General features: G+C 56.2%; 12 protein-coding genes. All 12 read right to left on the reverse strand.

Annotation, left to right across the window (positions count from 1 at the left end; translation table 11 throughout):
• Window positions 1-279: 279 nt before the first annotated feature.
• Window positions 280-4146, reverse strand: a complete 3867-nt coding sequence (locus DFP98_RS26280; RefSeq protein WP_246016746.1) for a TIM-barrel domain-containing protein — start codon at window positions 4144-4146, stop codon at window positions 280-282.
• A gap of 89 nt (window positions 4147-4235) precedes the next feature.
• Entirely contained in the window at window positions 4236-7514 is a 3279-nt protein-coding gene (locus DFP98_RS26285) for a TIM-barrel domain-containing protein (RefSeq protein WP_246016748.1), read from the reverse strand.
• Window positions 7515-7624: 110 nt separating this feature from the next.
• A complete protein-coding gene (locus tag DFP98_RS26290) occupies window positions 7625-11185 on the reverse strand; it encodes a glycoside hydrolase family 31 protein (RefSeq protein WP_116063607.1) in 3561 nt (1186 codons plus the stop codon).
• A 3-nt stretch (window positions 11186-11188) separates the two neighbouring features.
• The gene (locus tag DFP98_RS26295; RefSeq protein WP_094042141.1) at window positions 11189-12013 is read right to left on the reverse strand and encodes a carbohydrate ABC transporter permease; all 825 of its coding nucleotides are present in this window, start codon (window positions 12011-12013) and stop codon (window positions 11189-11191) included.
• On the reverse strand, window positions 12003-12911 hold the full coding sequence (locus DFP98_RS26300) for a carbohydrate ABC transporter permease (protein ID WP_116063608.1): 909 nt from the start codon (window positions 12909-12911) through the stop codon (window positions 12003-12005). The genes DFP98_RS26295 and DFP98_RS26300 overlap by 11 nt, the downstream gene beginning before the upstream one ends.
• A 113-nt stretch (window positions 12912-13024) precedes the next feature.
• A complete protein-coding gene (locus DFP98_RS26305) occupies window positions 13025-14362 on the reverse strand; it encodes an ABC transporter substrate-binding protein (RefSeq protein ID WP_116063609.1) in 1338 nt (445 codons plus the stop codon).
• Window positions 14363-14501: 139 nt separating this feature from the next.
• Window positions 14502-15536 (reverse strand): LacI family DNA-binding transcriptional regulator, encoded by a 1035-nt coding sequence (locus DFP98_RS26310; RefSeq protein WP_116063610.1) that lies wholly within the window; start codon window positions 15534-15536, stop codon window positions 14502-14504.
• A 114-nt stretch (window positions 15537-15650) separates the two neighbouring features.
• Window positions 15651-16748, reverse strand: coding sequence for a WG repeat-containing protein (locus tag DFP98_RS26315; protein WP_147310277.1), 1098 nt, complete (start codon window positions 16746-16748; stop codon window positions 15651-15653).
• Between the two features lie 1004 nt (window positions 16749-17752).
• Window positions 17753-18775, reverse strand: a complete 1023-nt coding sequence (locus tag DFP98_RS26325; protein ID WP_116063613.1) for a LacI family DNA-binding transcriptional regulator — start codon at window positions 18773-18775, stop codon at window positions 17753-17755.
• 97 nt (window positions 18776-18872) lie between these two features.
• Window positions 18873-20474: an ABC transporter substrate-binding protein gene (locus DFP98_RS26330; RefSeq protein WP_116063614.1), complete on the reverse strand. Its 1602-nt coding sequence runs from the start codon at window positions 20472-20474 to the stop codon at window positions 18873-18875.
• Between the two features lie 132 nt (window positions 20475-20606).
• Entirely contained in the window at window positions 20607-21512 is a 906-nt protein-coding gene (locus DFP98_RS26335; protein WP_116063615.1) for a carbohydrate ABC transporter permease, read from the reverse strand.
• Window positions 21513-21525: 13 nt separating this feature from the next.
• On the reverse strand, window positions 21526-22437 hold the full coding sequence (locus tag DFP98_RS26340) for an ABC transporter permease (protein ID WP_116063616.1): 912 nt from the start codon (window positions 22435-22437) through the stop codon (window positions 21526-21528).
• Window positions 22438-22451 lie beyond the last annotated feature (14 nt).

Genomic DNA, 22451 nt, shown 5'->3' on the forward strand with positions numbered 1-22451 from the left:
CTATTGTGCAAAAAAAGTGCTTGGCGACAGGCAATGCGAAGCATTGCTACAGCTCTCCAAGCCATGCGTCCCTAGTCATTTACCCGCTTTAATCAAAAATTTTAAGTGGCCAACCCGATTAAAACAATGATCTATACAAATATATAATTGATCTATACTGAGATTTATTGAATCGAGCCTCGGCTTCTAAACTCCAGCTTTCTCCCGTTCAAACGAAGAAAAAAACCTCAGCCTCCTGTGGAACCGGAGGAGGAGACTGAGGTTTTCTCCGTAATGCCCTTATTGCGGAGTCAGGCGAACGTCGTCGATCAGCAGCGTCGTCCCGCCGGGCGAGTCGACGTAGAAGCCGACGTCGACGACGCCGGTCGTCACGTAAATGTTGTCGATGCGGATCGACTTCCAGACGCCGTCGTTGGAGATGTTGTAGTACTGCGCGCTGCCGCCGTGATTGGATATTTCGGCGCGCGCCGTCGTCGGAGCGGTATTGCTCAGCCGCACCCGCGCTTCGAACTTGTAGTTGGCGTTGTTGACGGGAACATCCACCTGTTGATGGATGCTTTGCTTATATGCCCCGGGCGCATAGAAATACGCGCGCTGCCAGCCGGTCGAAGGCGCTTCCGGCGGGTTCATCCCTTTGCCGCTGTCGATGCCGTAAGCGAGCGCCTGTCCGCCGGGATGCCATTCCGCCCAGTTGCTGTTAAAGGCCGTGTTCCGCTCAAATCCGGGATTGTCCAGCAGATTCGTCTCTGAAGCTGCCGGAACAACAGCCGTCGGCGAGACCAATATGCGATCCAGATTAACGCCGCCCGTATCCCCCGTATCGTATTTGACCGTTACGGTATTCGTACCCGCGTTCAGACTGACCGTCTCTTTCTTGTCCTGCCAGACGTTCCAGTTCACGGACGGACTGGACAAGCTGAGCTGACTATCCTTTACGCCGTTGGCGAATAAGCTGACCGTCTTCGCCGAGCCTGAGCCATTGGCATATCTCAGCGCTACCTCATAGCTGCCGGCGCTTGGCACTTCCACCTGGAATTCGGCCGAAGCGCCCGACGAACCGAAGCCGTCTACGAAGGCCGAGCCCGAATAAAACCAATGGTCCTCGTTCGTGGAGGCACCGCCGGACAGCTTGGCGTTCTCGGCCTCGTACTTGGCCTGAATCGGATCGAAGGACACCGCGATATAGTCCATATTCACATTACCGGTATCCCCGTTGCCGGCATCGTATTTGTACGTAATCGCATTGCGTCCCGCCATGAGAGGCAGCGTCTCCGTCTGCGTTCCCCACGTATCCCAGTTTGCCAATTGACCGAGCGACGTCGTCTTCACACGCGCACCGTTGACGAAAATACTGAGCGTCTTGGCCGATCCGGTCGCATTGGCATAGCGGAGAGCCACCTCGTAATCGCCGCCTGTGCGGACGTCCGCATAGAACGTCGCCGCCGCGCCGGCATCGTCCAAGCCGTCCACGAACCCGCTGCCGGCATAACCGGAATGATTCGTGTTGACGCCGGCCGTCGTTCCCGTCGTATCTCCCGACAGCGATGCTTCCTCCGCCTCGTATTGATAAGCGGTAGACGCAACGCTGCCGCTGCCGCTGCCGGTGACGACAACATTTTTGGCCGAGCCCGCACCCGCGGCCACTTTGACGTAGGTGACCAAACCATACACGTCTCTGCCCGTGCTCCAGCCTTCCCCTCCGGCCGCTTTCAAAGCGTTCAGATCGGCGTAGGAGGCAAGCGCGCTGCCGTTCAACGTTGCGCCTGTGCCGGCTTTGCCGTGAAGCTTCACCAAATAGTAATCGACGTCCGGCACATACGTTCCGGATTTCGCTCCGACGGAAAACGCGTACCCGCTTCCGCCGTTGTCCTGAGCGGTCAACGTCTGCTCGAAGGTCGTTCCGCCTTCGTAATCGTACGTCTTGCCGTCATCCTCGTAATAAGCGAACGAGGTTGCCGTCGCTGAAGGGAATACGTCGACGTTCACCGTATCGACGACTCGTTGGCCGACATAATCCTGTACTTGCTGCGACGGAATGATCGCACCCTGCTTGATAAACAACGGGATGTCCGTCCAGCTCTCGGAGTTCAGCGGGTAATGGATCGTCTGTCCGCCCGCATAGGTGACTCCGCGGAAATAGTCGGTCCACGTCCCCGCCGGCAAATAGATCGCCTTGCTCTTCTGCTGCTTGTCGACGACCGGAGCGGCCATAAGCCAGTCCCCGAACATCCAAGCGTCTGTCCGATTCGCGACATTGGCGTCCGCCGGGTAATCGAACGCGAGCGGCCGGACCAGTCCCGCTCCGTTCTCGTATGCCTTCCGCTCATAGGCGTACAAATAAGGCAGGAGCGAGTAGCGGAACTGAATGGCGCTTTTGCTGACTTCCTCCGCGGTCGAACCGTAATACCAAGGCTGACGCTGCTGGTTGTAGTTGCCGTGCACCCGGAACACCGGCGTCATCGCCGCGAATTGCAGCCATCTGGCGTACAGCTCGGGCGTCGGATTGCCGATCGTGCCGTTCTCCTGGTTAAAGCCTCCGGCATCCATTCCCCATTTGGCCTGCCCCAGATTGACCGAGGACAGCATGACGGCGCGCTGCTCCTTCATGCCCGCAGCCCACGAGACGTGCTCGCCCTTCTGAAACTGGATGCCGATGTCTCCCGACCACAGCGTCGTCGCGTATCGCTGAGCGCCGGGGTAATACGTGCGCGCCGTCTGCCATACGCGGAGCGCGTCGTCGGTGTACGCCCGCTGGCCTTCGTAGAAAGCCTGCGACCAATGGCCGGTCATGAAATTTCCGAACCAATATTGCGCCATACCCGAAGAAACTTTGTCCGTCTCGTCGTTCCACCATCCGACGATGCCCTTGTCGAGCGCTTCCTCGGAGTTCTGCCACAACCACGTCCGGGCGCTCGCATTGTAAGGATCGACGCTGCGGACCGTAACGGGAATGAAATAGTCCGTATACTCGGAATGCCCCGGATACCAGTAACCGCCCGCTTGCGCATCGTCGTACTGATCCGTCCGGTTGTTGCCGAAATCCAGCGTAACGACGCGAGGCTTCGTAATGCCGATCAGCTTGATCCCCTTGGCGTCCATATCGCTCTTGAGCGCATTCGTGGCCGCATCGGGGAAATTCCCCGTATTCCACTTAAACTCCCCGTAATGATCCTCGCCGTACTTTTTCCAATCGTAATCCAGCGCGTAACCGTCTATGGGAATATTTTTCGCCCGGTAGAGCTCGACCATCTCCTCCAGTTCGTCCTGATCGATGCCCCACTCGAAATTGCTGAACCCGAGCGACCACTTCGGCATGAGCGGAGCCGCTCCGCTAATCTTCGAATACGCGCCCATGATCTGATAGGGATCGCCCAGCATGATATAGTACTCCACATTCGATTTGGAGTAGCGTCGTCCTTCCGTCGGCGTTCCTCCATAGTAGAATTCCAGTTGTCCCGTGGTCGAGTTCGTATACGGATACCCGCCGTCGCTGTCGACCAGAACGCCGTAGCCGGCCGTCGACCAGATGAACGGGCCTCCGGCGTCGCCCTGCTCCCCGGCATGCGCCGCATGATCGCTATCGTTCCGCAAAATGTCGCCCTCGCCGTCGAAGGCGTTATAGCTGCGAATGCCGTACATGTTGTGCCCGGTCGAGTGCTGGAACCTGACCCCGTCATAGAACACGCCTCCGCCGGCAGGCTCCCAGAGCAGCGTCGTTCCGTCGGCTTTCTTGACCGTCATCCTTGCCGGGTTTTTGGCGATCTCGATTCTCATCACGGAGGTTGTGATCAGAATCGGATCTCCCGTCGTATCGATCGTTGCCCCTACCGCGCTCCACGTGCGGTTCGGATCGATCATCGGCGTACTGGCGCTTGAAGCGACGCCGTTCGGACGGTAATTCACCTTCAGAATGTTAAGGTCCGCCGCCAAAATTTCCAGAATGTCGTCGTTCGGCTCAGCGCCGTTGTCGATCGTCAGCGTAAGCGCATCTCCCGTTACGGAAACGCCGATTACATTGCCCAGTGCGCTCACGTAAGCGTTCGTCTTCGCCGCCGGATAAACGGTCATCACCGACAACACCAAGCTGAACGTCAGCGCAACGAGGAACCCTTTCCTCAACTTCTTGCCAATCATCTTTCGGATCATAAGAACATACCCACCTCTCCCATTGGATGAACTCTCGCAATTCGGATCGTGACGCGGGCTTCCTTATTTCTGTTCCCTGTTCCTGCTCCCTATTCCTTGATCGTAATGTTATCCAGATTGATGCCTTGAGAATTGCCGTGATCGTACTGCAGCCAGATCGTATTGTGCCCGGCATTCAGCGTGAGAGTCGCCGTCGCCGTGCCCCACGTATCCCAGTTCGCCGTCGCCGGCATCGAGAGCGTCTGAATGTTCGAGCCGTTCACATAGATTTGCCGGGAAGCCGTGCCGGCCGCGGAGCTATACTTGAAGTCGACATCATAGGAGCCCGCCGCATCCACATACACGTCGAACAGTACTGCATCGCCCGTGCTGGCGAATCCGTCCACGAAGCCGGTTCCGGTATAGCCCGTATGGTTCGTATTCGTCGATACGTTCACCTGCGTCGCGTATTCGGCCTCGTACTCCGACTTGTGGACGCCGTTCAGAACGACGGTGCGAGTAGAGCCGCCGGAAGCGACCTTCACGTAGACGAACTTCTCCGCAGCGCTGTAATACCAGCCTTGCGAGCTGGAATTCAGCGCGCTCAAGCTGCCATACTCGGTAAGCCCGGAGCCCCTGACCGTAACGGAAGATGGCTTCGTCGTGTACACCTGCAGCGTGCTTGCGGTGCTGATCGCCGGAAGCGTTACGGTAACTCGATTCAAGTCGTACTCCTCGTCGGAGGAGATCGTCTTGACGGAGCCGCCGATGTCGTCGTTCCAATCGTAGGACGTGCTGCCGTCCGGATAAACCCGGAAAGTCAGATTCGTATAGCTCGTCATGCTGTTGCCGATTGTGCCTCCCAGCGCATAATTCGAATTGAGGTTCATCGGAATGATCGAGCCCGACTTCACGAATACCGGGATGCTGTCGACGTCCGCATAGTAGGAGATTTCCCGATCTCCCGGTCTTGCGGCGCCGTAGAAGAAGTCGATCCATTCTCCCTCCGGCAGATAAATATCCTTGTTCGTGACGCCTTGATCGACAATCGGCGCTACGAGCAGATTATCCCCGAACAAATACTGATACTGATAGTCCGGATCGTAAGAGTTTGCATCGTCCGGATATTCGAGGAACATCGCTCTCATCAGCGGCGCGCCGGTGGCGCTCGTCTTCGTCGCTTCGCTGTAGATATAAGGAAGCAGGTTCATCCGAATGTTCATATACTTGGCAAAATGGTTGATGACGGTGCCGTCGCCGCTGCGCGTCTGCACGTTCCACGGCGTTCTCTCCTCGTTGACCGGCGGGTTGGATTTCTCCGAGTGAATCTGGACGACCGGCGCGAATATGGCCATTTCCACCGAGCGCTTATACAGCTCCGAGGAAGGGAAAGTTCCCGTAAAGCCGGCAAGATCCCAGCTCCAATAAGGGACGCCGGACATATTTGCATTCAAGCCTGCCAGAATCGACTGCTTCATCGTGCCGAAGGTCGACTCCTGATCGCCCGCCCAGAATGCCGGGTACGCGCCGACGCCCGTCGTGCCGGCCCGGCTGAACGAGATCGTCTCCCCGCGCTTGAGCTTGGCGTAGTCGTAATAAGCGCCGATGTACAGATTCGGATACAGATTCCGCATCTCGTCGCCCTTCTTGCCGTTGGAGAACGTCGTATTTTTGCCCCATACCAGCTCCCCGCCGTCCGTCTTGAAGCCGTCGATGCCGATGTCGTCGAACAAGTAGGAGCGCTTCGACATCCACCAATTGACCGCCGCGGAGTTTGTGAAGTCCAGAATCGGGCTGCTGCCGAACCAGCCGTCCGGAGTTTTGTAGGCTCCGCCGTTGCCGTCTCCTACCGCATAGCCTTGCGAGATCATATAGGACTCGTCGTTATCCTTCTGCGCATACGGAGAGCCTGTGTGCTTAATCGCCGGCGTCTGCCAGAGCAGCACCTTCAGCCCTGCGGTATGAATGTCGTCGACCATCCCTTCCGGGTCGGGCCATTTCGTGCCATAGGTGAAATCGCTCGAAGAGAACGCATCGCTGCCAGCCTTGGGCGTATAGGTGGCTTCGTTCCAAATATAGAACGTCTCCTCGTCGCTCCACTGCTCCAGCACAAGCGTCGTCGCCGGAATGTTGTACGTGTTCAGATTGCCGAGCACGGTGTTCACTTCCGACTGACGGTCCCACTCGTTGGCGGACAGCCACAATCCGAAGCCCCATTTCGGCATCAGCGTCGGCTTGGCCGTCGTATCCGTATAATTGTCGATGACGTCCTTCAGGTTGTCTCCCGAATAAAAATAGTAATCCAGCATCGAGTTCGCGCTGCCGCCCGTATCTACGGTAAATCCGTACATATCGGAGCGAACCGTCGCCATTTTGAACTTGGAGTAGTAGGTGCTGTTAGCGAGAATGCCATAGCCTTTGGAGCTTATAAAGTAAGGGATCGCGAGGTAGGTTTTTTCGTTCTGGTTGAGGTATTGGTTGTAGATATAGGTCTCGATGTCTTCTCCCCGCTTGTCGAAGTTGTCGTACCGTTCGCCGAAGCCGAAAAACTTCTCGTCGGACGGGGAATAGAAATTGTCCTCGACCTTGTCGATAATCGAGCTGCCGTCGGTCAGCCAAGCCATATTGCGATTGACCGTGCTGTCGTACTGCTTGGCGATCAGCGTCGTTCCGTCCTCCTCGTACACGCTGAGCTTAAAAGGGGACTTGTCCACTCTCAGCACAAGCTCGGACGTCGCGACCGTATAATACGAGCCGTGATCCGTCAGCGTATAATTGGACAGCCCGGTATCGAAGCTGCCCGTACCCGTCGGGGACAGCTGCACCCGGAAAACGTCGTCCGCCGCGAACGAGATGTTCAGCTTGGGCGACAACGCGCCCGTATTCGGAACCGCGTTGAACACGACGTGGTTGGAGCTGTCCGTATAGCCGCTAACGCTGGCTACCGATTCCCAGTCCGTAACCGTAAATTCGAACGGACCGATCGTCTTCTGGTTCGTGCCGTATTGGTCGGCGCGAACGGTATAATTAATGACATCGCCCTTGGCGAAGCTGCCCAGCGCGACTTCCCAATACGTATCTCCGCCGCTGTTGTACTTCCATGAGCCGTTAATGACGGATTGGGGCACGCCGTTCTTCGTCCAAGTGACCCAGACGGCTTGTCCGGGTTCGATCGGCCAAGTCTTGAGCTTGATATAGACGTTCTCTCCCGCAATCGGGTCCTGCGGATAGCGCTCCGTCACTTCCGCGACGTACCGATCCTCCAGCCCGTACGGGCTATGAAATACTCCATCAATTGCGAACGCACTCGGAACGGAAGACAGGAACAACAGCAACGCCATTACCGGATAAGCAAGCCGCCTTCTGATCGTCTTCAGTCTGATCATCATTCTCGCTCCTCGCTATTAGTGGATTGCAAGCTGCGGGTCTAGCGATTACAGCTCCCCCTAAGATGCCAAGCCCAGGCATCACCTCCTTTCTTGAACCGGTTTTCTCCGGCTTACTCTACGCCCAACTCGATCGTGAAAATAGAAACGCCTTGCCCCGCGCAGACGAGCGTCTCGCCCGTTCTGGCATGCCAGCTCCCTGCGGACAGATCGCCGACCGAGCCTGCTCGCCGCCAGCTATTCCCTTCCTGCGTCACTTGAACGACATCCCGCTCCAGTCCTCGGAATAGCAGCGTTACCGGAGCCTCCCCGCCTTCCGCTTCGACGCGAATCTTTAGCGCTGCGTCGCTCTTGGAGACGGTCAGACCGATGGAGCAGCCCGCTTCGTCCTCCAAGCGATAGATCAGGCTATCCGTCGCATAGATCATCAAGGTGAGATTCGCATAACGATCCACTGCGTTGCCCACATCGTCGGCCAGCTTGCGGACAGCGCCGAGATTCAGCGGCACGACGGCGTTCTCCTTCATATAGACGGGAATGTCCGACCAGCCTGCCTCGACCTCCGCCGTCCGAGGACCGACGATAATATCCTCATTAAACAGCGACAGCCAACGGCCTTCCGGAAAATAAACCTCGGTCTCCAAGGCTCCTTCCTCCGCTACAGGAGCGACGAGCAGGCTGTCTCCGAACAGATACTGCGTCGTCAGGTGGGCGCATTTTTCATCTTCCGGGTAAGCGAGCAGCAGCGCCCGCATCAACGGATATCCCGTGGACGCGCTCTTCCGGGCCTGCTCCCACACGTACGGAAGCAGGTTCATGCGGATATCTGCGAACCGCTTGTACAGGGACAGAACCTCCGGACGCCCCGTGCGTTCCGCAATGTTCCACGGCGTACGGTCCATGTTATACTGTCCCTTGCTCTCGGCGTGGTACTGCATCACCGGGCAGAACGCGGCCATCGCGGCCGAGCGGACATACAGCTCCGCCGTCGGAATGTCTCCCGAGAAGCCGCCCAGATCCCAGCCCCAGAACGGAATGCCCGATAGGCCGCAGCTTAGTCCGGCGACGATCGTCGCGCGGAACGCCTCGAACGTCGATTTCTCGTCGCCCGCCCAGTGCAGCGGCATCGCCTGAGCTCCCGTATACCCTGCGCGGCTGAACGTAATCGCCCCTCCATCCACATAACGGTCCGCGAACTGTTGGAAGGCGGCGATGTAGTTGTTCGGATATTCGTTGCGCATCTCCGCGCCACTGCGCCCGTCATGGAACTGCAGCTCCGAGCCGTAGATGCACTCCCCGCCGTCCGTCTTAAAGCCGTCGATGCCGATGTCCTCCAGCAAATACCGGCGCTTGCCGAGCCACCAGTCCGCGGCGTCCGGATTGGTGAAATCCGGCACCAGGCTTCCTCTGAACCATTCGTAATCCGGAATGCGGTAAGGACTGCCGTCCGCATGCCGTACCTCGTATTCCTGTTCAACCATGTATCGCTCGTCCTCATCCCGCTGAATGTGAGCGATGCCGTCCATAAACTTCATCACCGGAGCCTGCCACAGCAGGACGCGAATGCCCTGCCCATGAATTCTCTCGACCAGCTTGCGCGGGTCCGGCCATCTCCCCCAAGCCGGAAAACTGAAATCATCGTATGCAAATCGTTCCGAGCCCGACTTCGTCTCGTACCCCGCATCGTTGAAAATGTAAAAGGAAGACTCGTCGCTCCACTGCTCCAGCACCATGACGGTAGACGGGACGGCGTGCTCCGCCGTACGCGCCAGCTGTTCGTCCACTTCTCGCTCGCTGTCCCAGTTGTTGCTCGACATCCAGGGGCCGAACGCCCATTTCGGCGGCAGCTTTGGCTTGCCCGTCAGCTCGGCGAACGTACCGACGAGTTCGAGAGGCTTGCCGGCGAACAGCCAATAATCGACGGTCTGCCGCTCCGGCCCGACGTTCGCCTCGATCTGCATAAGATCCTCGCGTACGGTGCCAAACCGGAATACCGAATAGAGCGAGCTCTGCAGATAGAGGCCGTATCCGCCGGAGCTATAGACGACAGGCACCGGAATATACGTCCGGAAGCCTTGATCCTTATATTGGTTAAAGACGTAATTGTCCAGCTCGCAGCCGCGGAATTCCATCCGGGCGAATCTCTCTCCCATGCCGTACAGTCGCTCCCCGTCCTTCAGAGCGAAGTTTAATCTCAGCTTATAGACCGTTCCCGTTCGATCGATCAACGCCTGGAAAGGCGCCGCTTCCTCCTGCTTATAGCTGGCCGACACGCGCTTGCCCTCTGCATCGAACAGGCTTGCGGCGAACCGACCGCCTTCCACGCTCACCTCCGCGCCTCCAACGCGGCAGCGCCCTTCCGTCTTCCATGTCTTCCGCGCCTCCGAGCCGGAGTTATCCCCGTCGATCAGTTCCAGCCGGAACGATACCGCACCGCTCGGATGGCTTCGTGCGTTCAGACAAGGCACTGGGCCCGCCTTTATCACCGGCTCGAAACGAACCGTTACGTCGCCGTTTTCCGCCTGCGCGATCCCCGTCGCCCGGGACAGATTCATCCAGCGCAGCACTTCGAACGAATACCAATCCGACGCCTCTCCCGCACCTTCCGGATCGCGGACGAACCGATAGCGCACCTGCTCCGTTTCCGCGAATGGCGCAAGCTCCGCTTCCCAATACTGTTCGCCCGCTTCGTTCTCCACGGCTTGCATGCTTAGGAAGGTTGGTGCGCTTACTCCCGCAACAACTTCCAGCGCGATCTCGTCGCTGGACCGAAATGGCGCGGAGAATGTCCGAATCGCGACCCGTTCTCCAACCGCGACCAACCTCGGGTAGCGTTCGTTGTTGCCCGCCTGATACGGACTTTCCCCTCCGACCGGCGCATGGATGAAGCGTACGCCCGCATCTCCCCCATCCTGCGACTCTCCCGGGACAAAACCCGGCGACTTGATCGCAAGCTGGTCCTCGGCCCAAGCGAGGAAAGCGTTCGCTTCGCCTCCAGACAGAGCCGCCGCTTGGTCGCGGAGCGTGCGGGCGCGGCCGATCCCTCCGACTTCGCTATAATAGGCGGAGAGAAGCCCCGCCGATTCGGCAGACTCGGTCCGTGCTTCGTCAAGGCGGACAAGCGCTTCCAGCATGGCGAGATCGCCGGCGCTGAGCAGACCGAACGGCACGGCGGCGGCCACGATGTCCGGCCACACTTCGTCCGTTCCCTTACGGCTGACGAAATGCTTGCCGTGCATGAACGAAGCGAACGTCGCTTCCCGAATGTCCTTGCACAGCTTCTGCGCCTTATCCGACCGATAGACGTTGCCTATCGATCTTAAAGCGGCGTAATAGAGAGCAAGGTTGCTCAAATAGACGTCCGGCCCTTCGTCCCATAGCCAGTGCGAATCTGCCGCGTTCCAAGCGTCGGCGATGCTTGCGATTCCCGCTTCGATCAGCCCGGAGTAGCGCTCTAGCAGCTCCCGCTCCCCACCGCGATTGATATACTCCCCGGCAATCCAAAGCCAATAGGCCTTTTCGCGGGGGGAGGAATCATCCGAAGCCGCCAGACTCTCCGCAACCTTTTCCAGCCATGGTCCGACTTCCCTTACGATCCCCATCTTCATTCCGCCGAACCGGAGCAGCGCCCCGTCTCTGAGCGCATCGCGCAGCATCTGTCTCGTCTTGTTCATCGATTACTTGATTCCTCCCATCTGAAGTCCGGCCTTGAAGAAGCCTTGCGCGAACATATAGAGCACGATGATCGGCAGCATGGAGATCAGACTGCCCGCCATCAACGTGTTGTACTCGCTGCCGTATTGTCCGTTAAGCGAGCTCAGCGCCAGCGGCAAGGTCATCAATTCTCTGTCCGACAGCACGATCAACGGCCAGAAGTAATCGTTCCACGCCCCCATGAACGTCACGATGCCAAGCGTTGCGATAATCGGCATCGACAGCGGCACAATAATGCGCAGGAAGATATTCGGCTGGGAAGCCCCGTCGATAAACGCCGCGTCCAGGAAGTCGTTGTGGATCGTCTTGATGAACTGTCTGAGCATGAAAATCGCGAACGGATTAAACACGCTGGGCAGAAGAAGCCCCGTAAACGAATTGAGCAGTTGGAATTCCTTCAGCACGAGGAACACAGGAATCATCGTCACTTGGCCGGGCACCATCATCGTCGCCAGGAACAGAGCGAATACGGCCTCGCGGCCCTTAAATTCGATCTTGGCGAAAACGTAAGCGGCCATCAGCGCGGATACGAGCACGATGCCCGTACTGGCCACCGAAATGAACAAGCTATTGAAGATTGCCTTGGCGAACGGGAACACGGTGAAAATTTTGCTATAGCCTTCAAACGAGATTTTCTCCGGAATCCATTCAATTGGAATGCTGATTAGTGCGCCCTTGCTCTTAAGCGACGTACTGACCATCCAGAAAAAAGGAATGAGCGCGAACACCGCCAGAATCGATGCGAACACATAGAACAGCAGAGGCTGAACGAATCGGCTACGAGTCATAATGCACCCACTTCCTCTGCAGCTTCATCTGCACGATAGTGAACACGAAAATGATGACGAATAAAATCCAGGAGAACGACGAGGCGTATCCCATCTTGTAATATTTGAACGCGTATTTGTAGATTCGCTCGACCATCACCTGCGTGGAGCCGTATGGGCCGGCGTCCTGCGTCATGATCATCACCTGCGGGAACAGCTGGAACGAGTTGATGATGCAAATAACGAGCACGAAAAAAAGCATCGGAGACAGCAGTGGCAGCGTAATTCTCGTGAACCGGCTCCAGAAACTCGCACCGTCGATATTGGCCGCCTCGTAATACGTCGGGTTGATCCCTTGCAAGCCTCCCAGCATAATGAGAGCGAAGAAACCCATGTCCTTCCAAATGCTGGCGAACACGATGCCCGGCATCGCCCATGTCCGGTCCTGAAGCCAAGCGGGACCGTCGATGCCGACGAAGCCGAGGATCGCGTTGACCGGGCCGTAATCGTCGCTGAGCAGCCATTTCCAGATGAGTGCCGCGGCTACCCAGGAGGTCAGCACCGGGATGAAGAAGACGACCCGATACAGGCCGATCGCCTTGTACGTATTGTTGAGCAGCACGGCTGCCAGTACGGAAGCGGCGAGAATGAGCGGGATGTACAGCACGATATAGTACATCGTGTTTTTGAGTACGCGCCAGAACTCCTCTCCCGCCAGAATTTCCTTAAAGTTGCCGAAGCCGAGGAAGTCGGGCGTCCCCGCCGCAAGGTTCCACGGATTCAACCCGTTCCAGTCCGTGAAGCTGATGACGAGCGAGTAGACAATCGGGATCACGCTGAATACGAGCAACCCGATCGAGGAGGGCAGCAGGAACAGGATGATCGTCAGCCATTTTCTCCGGTTTCGTTGAGTGAGCATGAATTCGAAACACCTCGCGTTAAGAAGTAGCGGCTGCCTGACCGCGAACGTTAGCCTGGATCAGACCTTACGAACCGGAGGCAGCCGCGTCGTTTCTTGATATCGAACGCGTGTTACAGCTTGATTTTCTCGGTCAGTTCCTTCTGCGCGTCGTCAAGCGCTTGCTGCGCAGTTTTCGCCCCTTCGGAGGCGGCTGTCAGATGAATGCCCAGAATGTCCGACATCTCTCCGAATTGCTCGATAACCGGCGGCGTAACGAGGTAGTCCAGCGAATCGAATACGGCTTGGCGGTTCGCCGGCGGCGTCATCGATAGATATGCTTCCAGTACGTCCGGATAGGTGACGGCCGGCAGCTCCCAGCCCGCGTCGACGCGGATTTTCGCCGCTTCCTTGCTCGAGGACAGAAACTTAATCCATTGGAATGCCGCTTCAGCCGCTTTGCTGTCCTTGTTGATGACCAGTCCATTGGAGAAAAAGTGCGTCGCTTTCTTCTTGTTGCCCGGCTCGACGGCCACGTCCCAATCGAATGTGACGTTCTGCATGAAATCGGAGAAGGCCCATACGCCGGTAACGATCATGCCAAGGCGACCGGCTTTGAACAAATCCCAATCCCCTACGCCGCTAAGCTGCGCTTGCGTCGGCATGACATTTGTCGTAAGCACCCGATCGACGAGCCTTTGCAGCGTTTCCACGTTTTCCGGCGTGTTGACGGTGAACGCGGTTTTGTCGGCGTTAAGCAAGCTGCCGTTGTTCTGCTGAACAAGCTTATAAAATTCATGGAACTGAATCGGCTGGAATACGCCGAACGTGTTCTTGTCGAGGGCGCGGATCTTCGCCGCAGCGTCGTCGAACTCTTTCCAGGTCCAATCCTTGGTCGGAAGCTCGGCGTTCGCTTTCTGGAACAATTCTTTGTTGTAGATCAGCAAAACGTTGGAGAAGCTGCCCGGCATGCCATACTGCACCCCGTCGGAGGAAAAGGCGTTCAAGGCCTGCTCGTTTAAGGTCGATCTATCGAACTGCGTCGCGTCGAAGAGAGGGTTAAGATCGAGCAGCACGCCCTTCTTCGCATAGGACACGAAATTTTCATAGTTTAGCTCGTAGGCGTCAGGCGCTTGCCCTGCCGCTACCCGGGTCTGCATCTGCGTAAAATAGTCGCCGTATGCGATTGTCTCGATTTCGACTTTGATGTTCGGATTGGCTTGCTCGAACTCCGCTTTCATCTGGTCCAGGTATTTCGCCGTGTCCCCGGCGCCGGAGAAGTTGCCGAATTTGACCGTGACGATCTCGTCCGAGGAAGTAGGTGCGGACGAAGATCCGCTTGGCGAAGCTTGGCTCGGACTTGCGCTGCCGTTGCCGTTGTCGGATTTGCCGCCGCTGCATGCGGCCAGAGATGCGATCATGATCGCTGCGAGAATGAAAGAAAGCGCCTTCAACAATCCAGTCTTAACCATCGAATAAATCCCCCTATTTCGTAATTTGAAGATCATTCTTGCATGGACAGGCGAGATTAAGCGTTTAACTTTCGACACCGATCGACCGTTTTTGCGGTCTTACGGTTGATTCGCTTGCTTGCGAAGCACGGCTTTAGATTTAATGCAGCTTGCGCACCGTCTCCCGATCCGCAATTTCCAACGGGATGTTCGTTCTTTTTTTGCCGTGCGCCTTCGCTCCGCGTTTTTTGCGAATCTGGTCGATCAGCAGCTTCGCTGCGGTTTCGCCTTTGAGAAAAATTTGCTGTCTAACCGTCGTCAGCGGCGGCAAAAACATATGCGCCATCGAGATGTCGTCAAAACCGACGACTGAAATATGCTCGGGCACTTCCTTGCCGGCTTCCTTGATGCCGCGAATCAGTCCGAACGCCACCATGTCCGCCGTGGCGAACACTCCGGTAATCTCCGGATATTTCTCCGCGATCAAAGTTCCCGAGCTGCGGCCGTGCGTGTAGCTGACCGAATTTTCGAACACGTAGTCCGGATTGTAGAACAAACCGGCCTCCTGCAAAGCGCGCTTGTAACCGAGAAATCTTTTCTCCACAACGCCGTCCTTGCGGATCATGCCGGTGACGAGTCCGATATTGCGATGACCGTTATCGATCAGATGCTTCGTGGCCATATAACCGCCCAGCTCGTCGTCGATGCCGACGTTCGTGAAGTCGCTGTCGTTCACATAGCTGTCGATAAGCACGATCGGGATGTTCGCTTGCTTGCATTCTTCGTACAGCTGCTCGGAGTAGATGCCCATAATGATGGCTCCGTCCAAGTTGCGCGAGGTGGAAATATCGAGATACGTTTTACCCTTGTCGACGCCCGCAAGGATGATGTGGTAACCGTCTTCCCGAACAACCGCTTCTATTGCGCTGATCATCTCGCTGTAGAACGGGTTTTCGAAGACAAGCTGCTTATGGTCCTCTGTCTGGGGAATGATGACGCCAATCAGCTCCGAGGTGTTCTTGACCAATCCCCTTGCCGTAATGCTCGGAATGTAGTTCAGTTCCTTGATCGATTCGTGGATTCTCGCGATCGTGTCCTGCGACACTTTGCTCTCCTTGCCGTTGAGGACATACGATACGGCTGCGATGGATACTCCGGCGTTGCGGGCTACGTCTTTTATCGTAATTTTCCTCATGATCTCCTCCCACTCAGACCCCCTTCGGTTAAACGTTTAATTAAACTATAAGCGGGGACTATTCAAATTGTCAATAAGAAAAAGAAAGCGTTTTACCGCTTTCTTTTTCTCCCACTATTGTCCAATCTTATAATCGTGCGGCCATACGATTGTTCCGCTGCGGTCGATAAATCCTCTCACGTAGCCCGGCGATTCGGAACTGGGCAAATAGACTTCCGCCAGATCTCCCTTGAAGGAGTTGCCCCATTCGAACTGATCCTTGATCACGAACGTGCCGGACTTATTGATATAGCCGTAGGTGTACCTGCGACTGGCCGGGGCCAAACCGCCGGAGAACAGCCCTCCGGCTGTAATATTTTGAATGACCTTCTCGCCCTTCTTGTTGATATAGAACCTTCCCCCGTTGCGCTCCACGAATGCCAGCCCTTCGGAGAAAGGCTGCGCCATGGTGAACTGAGGCTTCTGAATGTATTTGCCCGTCTTATCGATATATCCGTATTTGCCGTTTACGCTAACGACAGCCGCTCCGTCGGAGAAAGGCGTGGCGTAGTCGAATCGGGGAGGGATGACGAGCTTGCCGGAAGTGTCGATATATCCGTATTTGCCGCCTACCGTCAAGCTGACAGCCGCCATTCCTTCGGAGAAGTCTGACGTTTGGCTAAATCGATAGGGAGTGACCAGCTTGCCTTTCGTATCGATATACCCGGAGGCTTTCCCTTGATTCACTCGAGCCAGACCTTCGGAAAAATTGAAAGCTTTATGGTAAATCGGTTGAACGGCTATTTTCCCCTGCATGTCGATATAACCGTACCGGGTGGCGGCGGTCCCGTCGGCTGTCTGAACCTTCTCCATATAAAGTGCCAATCCGTCTGACGGAATTCCGCAAGCCCTGAACGCGCATTCGAACAGCTTCTTACCCGTCAAGTCGAAATAGGTTTGCTTCCTCGCGGCGCCGTCTTCGACATAATACACGGAGCCCCCGGTCTGCGTATTGTATACAAGACTGTCGTTCACCGGCTCGAGCACAATCTCGCCTCTGCCGTTAATGAATCCATATTTCCCCTGCTCCTCTATGAGATACACTTGATCTGTCGCCGACTTCCAGGCAACGTCCGCCTCTGCGGCAATCGCTTGACCCTGTCCGTGCCCCGTTCCCGCAACTCCGAACAAAATGACCGCCAAGCCTGCGATTCCGGCCATTCTTCTCAACAACTTCCCCACTCCCCTAGCTAGTTAACTTCGTTATTTATCTATTAGACGCCGGTTCAACCGTTTTTGTTGTTCCATGATCCGATATTTGCATCCAACCGAGGAAACGGGGCCTTCGTCAAGCGTTCGCCTCGACCGGTCTTGTCGAATTCTTGCCTCACGCCTCTATTCGCAATATCGTGGTCATCCCGATCATCGGAGGAATCGAAGTCCGGCTTCGTTACAACGGCCTGGGCATCAAGCAGTCGCTGCCCGACTCTCCTGCCGAAACTGGCGCGATTCCCGTTCGCTCTTAAGAAATAACGAAAAGGCTGACCCATAAGCCAACCAAGTTGCCTGGAAGATAATCGCTGATAAAGGCGCAAAGGGGTGTGTACCTCCTTCAGATGCTATACGCTCCTTAAAACCTGAATAGGTAAACCCGTTACAGGGTAATTTCGGAAGCGTATGAGGCAATCTCCAGGGAGGCACATCCCCCTTGCTTTATCTATCGATCTTCTCAAAGCAACTCTGCTTATGGGACAGCCCCTTCGAGGGCAGCCGGAAGCTTATCCTCTATGTTTTCAGGTTAAGCGCACGGTGCGTCCCCGGTCGTTGGACATTATGGCACTTTTTTGGCCTCCGCTCCCCCATTCCGCCATCGTCAGGGCACTTTTTTGGCCTCCGCTGCACCATCCCGCCACCGTCAAGGCACTTTTTTGGCCTTCCCACTCCGGCGCGGGTTGAGTCGAGGCACTTTTTTAGCCTCCGCTCCCCCATTCCGCCATCGTCAGGGCACTTTTTTGGCCTTCACACTCCGGCGCGGGTTGAGTCGAGGCACTTTTTTGGCCTCCGCTCCCCCGTCCCGCACTCCACAGCTCGGATGGCACTGAAGTCTCGGCCCCAAGCCTCGGTTTTACCAAAAATACAATCTGAGTCGCCTGAGTCGTCTTAGTCGCCTGATTCGCGGAGAGGCCCAAGTTGTAGCGCTAACCTGTTGACGACACTCGGCTCATCGCCCCTCAAAATCAACGATGCGACGTACTCTCACGGATGATCAGCTCAGGTTCGATAACCGTCTGCTTCTTGACCTTCTCCTTGCCGATCAGCTTATGGAGCACCTGGACCGACATCCGGCCGAGCGTCTCCATCTTCTGAGAAACCGTCGTCAGCTCCGGATTGATCGCGGTGGCGAGCGGGATGTCGTCGAATCCGATGATCGATAGATCCTCCGGAATACGATAGCCCGCCCTGGCCGCCGATTTCACCGCCCCGACCGCCGTAAAATCGTTCACGCAAAACACCGCAGTCGGTCTGCGCAGCCCTTCCAGCAGACGCTTCATAAGGTGCTTCCCCGATTCGATCGAGAAATCCTCGTTCAGCACCCACTCCCGGGGAATATCCAGGCCGTTCTCCTGCATGACCCTCTTGAACGCTCGAACCTTCTGCGCCGTCGTCGACATATTGTCGTGTCCGCCGATAAACGCGATCTCCCGATGTCCAAGTCCGATCAGATAACGGGTCGCCATCTCGGCGCCTTTGGTCTCGTCGATATACACGCGATGCAGCGGGTTTCCGGGCAGGTTGCCGTTAATGAGAACGAGCGGCGTGCGACTCGCAGCCTCCCGCACCTCCTCGGCCATCTCGGGACTGCAGCGGGACAGATTGATCCGCCCCCCCATAAACAAAATGCCGTCTACCTGCTTCTCCCGCAAAATGTTCAAATACTGAGACTCCCGCTCGTAGCTGCCGGTCGTATCGCACAGCAGGAACGTATATCCTTTGTCCCTGGCTTCCTGCTCGATTCCCGAGAACACCTCCGGAAAAAACGGATTCGTAATGTCCGGCACGATGACGCCGATCGTTCCCGTTTCTTTTTTCGACAGGCTTCTGGCAAGGGCATTCGGTTGGAACTGGTATTTGTGAATCAGCTCCATAATTTTGTCCCGAGTCGCACTCTTGACTGGCGCGGTGTTGTTAAGCACTCGCGACACCGTTGCGACCGAGACTCTTGCTTCATGGGCGATATCGTAGATCGTTACCTGCTTCAAAACCATCCATCCTTAGCACAGCCGACTTTTTCGTTCATCATAGCATTTTCTTCCTAGTAATGGAAAGTAAAATCCGGGAACGAAACGGCCGTTCGATTTATTCGATTTGCTTCTTGAATTCGTCCAGCTGACGTTGAATTTCTTCAATCGCTTTGTCGTACCCTGCGGCTTTCAGCTTGGCGCGGAATTCTTCCACCGCCTTGGCCGGATCTCCGGCTTTGCCCCAGAGGATCGCCGGCCCCAACTCTCCCGTCACCTGGGAGATGGCCGTCAGCTCGGCGTCGATCTTGGATTTGTCGAAAATAAATCGGCCGTAGGGGTAAGGCTCCTTGTAGCTGTCGTATTCCTGGTATAGCGTGGAGATGCCGTCCCACACCGTGTCCGAAGGAATTTCGAAACGATCGACGCGTCCGCCCCAGAAATCGGAGTAATAGGCGTCGCGGGCCTCGTCGTAGCCGGCCGGCAGCACTCTTTTGCCGTCCTTGAGCTCGTATTGGACTCCTTCCAGTCCGAAGTTGATCAGCTGATAGATTTCCTTATCGTTGCGCATCAAGTCATACGCCATAAGCGCCCTTTCCGGATTTTTGCTGTGCGCGCCAACGGAAGTGCCTCCATGGGTAATGGACAGCTCCGGAAGATTGCCGCGCGTACGGGAGAACGGGAACATGAGCAGCTCCGAGCCCGGCTGATCCTTATCCATGTTTACCCGCAGCGAAGCGTAGGTCTGGGTATGATGCTGGTCCGTGCCGGTCAATCCGGCTCTCAGCAGCGATCTCGTATCCCCCTTGTAGTTCAGGACGTCTTCGCGCCAATAACCTTTGTCGGCCCAGTCCTTCATCATCGTCGCCATATTCAGGAACACGTCGTCGAAGATCGGACTAGTGGCGGTATATTTCTCGTCGTAAGATTTGGCGTGAAATACCGGCATATAGCCGGTGCCGATCGGCAGCTCCAGCATATCCATGTACGATTGCGTGAAGCCGATGTAGGGCCCGATGCCGCCCGACTGCGTATCCCAAGGCACAACGCCTTCTTTGCTGTCCTTCACGTACTGAAGGTACTTGCCAAGCATCTCGAAATCTTTGATCGGCTCGTTGATCCCGGCCTCCTTTGCCCAATCGCCGCGATAATAGATGCCGTGGTTTACCCACTGGGTAAAGTCGTTTTCGGGTATTAGCACGATCTTGCCGTTGAACTTGCTCTCCTCCCAATCCTCCGAAGGGATCGATTCCCACGTCCGGGGAGCGTATGTCGGCAGCAGATCGTCGATATTCATAAACGCGCCGCGCTGGGCGTTGTTCCACGTATCAAGCCAGTCGGTCGCTATCGTGATCAGGTCGATCGGTTCCCCCGATGCGAGCGTCAGGTTGTATTTCGTCTGCCAGTCCGCCCATTCGATCCATTTCCATTCCAGTTCGGCATTTATTTTCTCCCGCATAAGCTGGTTGACCTTCTCGAACACTTTTTCGAATTGGCCGTTGGTCGGTTTGTCCCCTAGCACCAGGTAGCTGATTTTCACGAACTTCGACGTATCTACGCCTCCGTCCCCCGTCGATGCTGCAGCGGACGGCGATTGGCTGCCGGACGACTCGGCGCTTCCCTTGCTTCCGTTGTTTCCCTTCCCGCCGCTGCATGCGGCCAAAGCGACGACAAGAACGAGCGACAATACCGCGAACAGAACCTTTTTGCTTCTGAACATCCTTCTTCCTCCCCTAGAACTTCGAATTTTCCACGCCATTTCTGCAACCGGTTTCACCAATATGTGAAGGAGCTTCGCCTGACGGCGTCTCCGGCACACCTTGCTTCGGCCTTGCCGCCGTCGGGGCGGTTTTCAACCTTTGACCGCGCCGACGGTGAGTCCTTTAATGAAATACCTCTGCACAAACGGGTAAAACAGAATGACGGGACCCGTAGCTACGATCGCCGTAGCCATCTTCATCGATTCGAGCGGCATGTCGCGTAGCGGAACGTTGGAAGCGGCCGAGGAGTTGCGGATAAAATCCGCTCTCGTGATCACGTTGTACAGAAACAGCTGGAGAGGCCGGTATTCCACGTCCGAGGTCAGGAACAGCATCGCGTTGTACCATTCATTCCAGTAGCCGAGCGCGATAAACAGCCCAATCGTGGCCAGAGCCGGAGTCGTCATCGGCAGAATCAGCTTGCGGAAAATCATGAAATCCCCCGCCCCGTCAATCTTCGCGGATTCGGTGATCGCATGCGGAATCGACTGTACGAACGCCTTCATCATGATGATAAGAAACGGAGTCAGCAGGCCGGGCAGCAGCACTGAGAGGTAATTGTTCTTCAGACCGAGATACTGCGTCATCAACAGATAAAACGGGACGAGGCCTCCGGAAAACAAAGTCGTGAAGTAAATCAGGAAGGAAATTCGGTTCCGGTATGGAAAGTCCGGCCGCTGCAGCGCATACCCGGTCATAGCAACGAGGAAAAGTCCGATTACGGTTCCGGCGGCGGTGAGCAGAATCGTTACGATGTAGGCGCCGATGACGAGGTTCGGGTTTTCGAAGACGATCCGATACGCGAACAGCGTGAAGTCCTTCGGCCAGAAATTGAAGCCGCTCGACTGGATCGAACGTTCCGTAGTCAGCGACGTACCTAGGACGAGCACGAACGGCAGCACGCACGCGAGGGCGAATGCGCCGATAAAGACATAGCCGACGAGACGGACGAGGCGCTCCGAGGCGCCCGAGCGAATGCTTCGGGAGATTTGTTCCATCACTTTCGCCCTCCTAGAACAAAGAATGGTCCGGGGATGTTTTACGGACGACCCAGTTGCAGGTTACGACGATTACGAAACCGAAGACGGACTGGTACAGGCTGACGGCGCTTCCCGTGGAGAAGTTGAAATTGTTCATCAACGAGCGGAAAACGTAGGTTTCGATAATGTCGGTGGTTGGGTACAGCATCGTGTTGTTGGCTCCGACGAGGTTGTAGAAAAGACCGAAGTTGCCCTTCAGGATGCCGCCGAGAGAGAAGAGAAGCAGGATGATGAAGGTCGGCTTGAGCCAGGGAAGGACGATGTAAACGATGCGCTGCAGCGCGTTCGCTCCGTCGATCTCCGAGGCCTCCACGATCTCGTGGTCGAGGCCCATGATCGCCGCGAAGTAAATGATCGAGCCGTAGCCCGTCGTCTGCCATAGGTATACGATGACGATGATGAAAGGCCAGATGTGCGGATTGGAATACGTTTTGACGGGATCAAGCCCTAGGGAAACGAGAATGCTGTTCAACACCCCGTAGTCATAGCTGAGAAAATTGTACGCGATCAGCCCGATGAGCACGGCGGAGATGAAGTAGGGCAGAAAGAGAAACGTCTGGGCGATTTTCTTGAACCATTTTCTCCGCAGCTCGTTGAGCAGTACCGCTACGAATACTTGCAAAGCGTTGCCCAGCAGGATGAATGCCAGATTGTATAAAATCGTGTTGATTGTCAGACGCGCCAAGTCTCCGTTAATGACGAGAAAACGGAAGTTTTCCCATCCGACAAAGGGACTGCGGAAAATCCCGTCGGTGTAGTTGTACTTAATGAAAGCCAAGTACAGGCCCGGCATCGGCAAGTAGGCAAAAACGAGGAAGAATACGATGGCGGGACAACACATGAGCAGCAGCGTGCGATGAGTCCATAGCCGTTGTAACAGCATCGGCGGCACCTCCT

It is taken from the genome of Cohnella phaseoli, assembly GCF_003386235.1.
GTDB lineage: Bacteria > Bacillota > Bacilli > Paenibacillales > Paenibacillaceae > Cohnella > Cohnella phaseoli.

Coding starts and splice junctions, on each gene's coding strand:
- DFP98_RS26305 (WP_116063609.1), bottom strand. CDS start 14,362: ATGGTTAAGACTGGATTGTTGAAGGCGCTTTCTTTCATTCTCGCAGCG.
- DFP98_RS26340 (WP_116063616.1), bottom strand. CDS start 22,437: ATGCTGTTACAACGGCTATGGACTCATCGCACGCTGCTGCTCATGTGT.
- DFP98_RS26280 (WP_246016746.1), bottom strand. CDS start 4,146: ATGATCCGAAAGATGATTGGCAAGAAGTTGAGGAAAGGGTTCCTCGTT.
- DFP98_RS26295 (WP_094042141.1), bottom strand. CDS start 12,013: ATGACTCGTAGCCGATTCGTTCAGCCTCTGCTGTTCTATGTGTTCGCA.
- DFP98_RS26335 (WP_116063615.1), bottom strand. CDS start 21,512: ATGGAACAAATCTCCCGAAGCATTCGCTCGGGCGCCTCGGAGCGCCTC.
- DFP98_RS26285 (WP_246016748.1), bottom strand. CDS start 7,514: ATGATGATCAGACTGAAGACGATCAGAAGGCGGCTTGCTTATCCGGTA.
- DFP98_RS26310 (WP_116063610.1), bottom strand. CDS start 15,536: ATGAGGAAAATTACGATAAAAGACGTAGCCCGCAACGCCGGAGTATCC.
- DFP98_RS26330 (WP_116063614.1), bottom strand. CDS start 20,474: ATGTTCAGAAGCAAAAAGGTTCTGTTCGCGGTATTGTCGCTCGTTCTT.
- DFP98_RS26290 (WP_116063607.1), bottom strand. CDS start 11,185: ATGAACAAGACGAGACAGATGCTGCGCGATGCGCTCAGAGACGGGGCG.
- DFP98_RS26300 (WP_116063608.1), bottom strand. CDS start 12,911: ATGCTCACTCAACGAAACCGGAGAAAATGGCTGACGATCATCCTGTTC.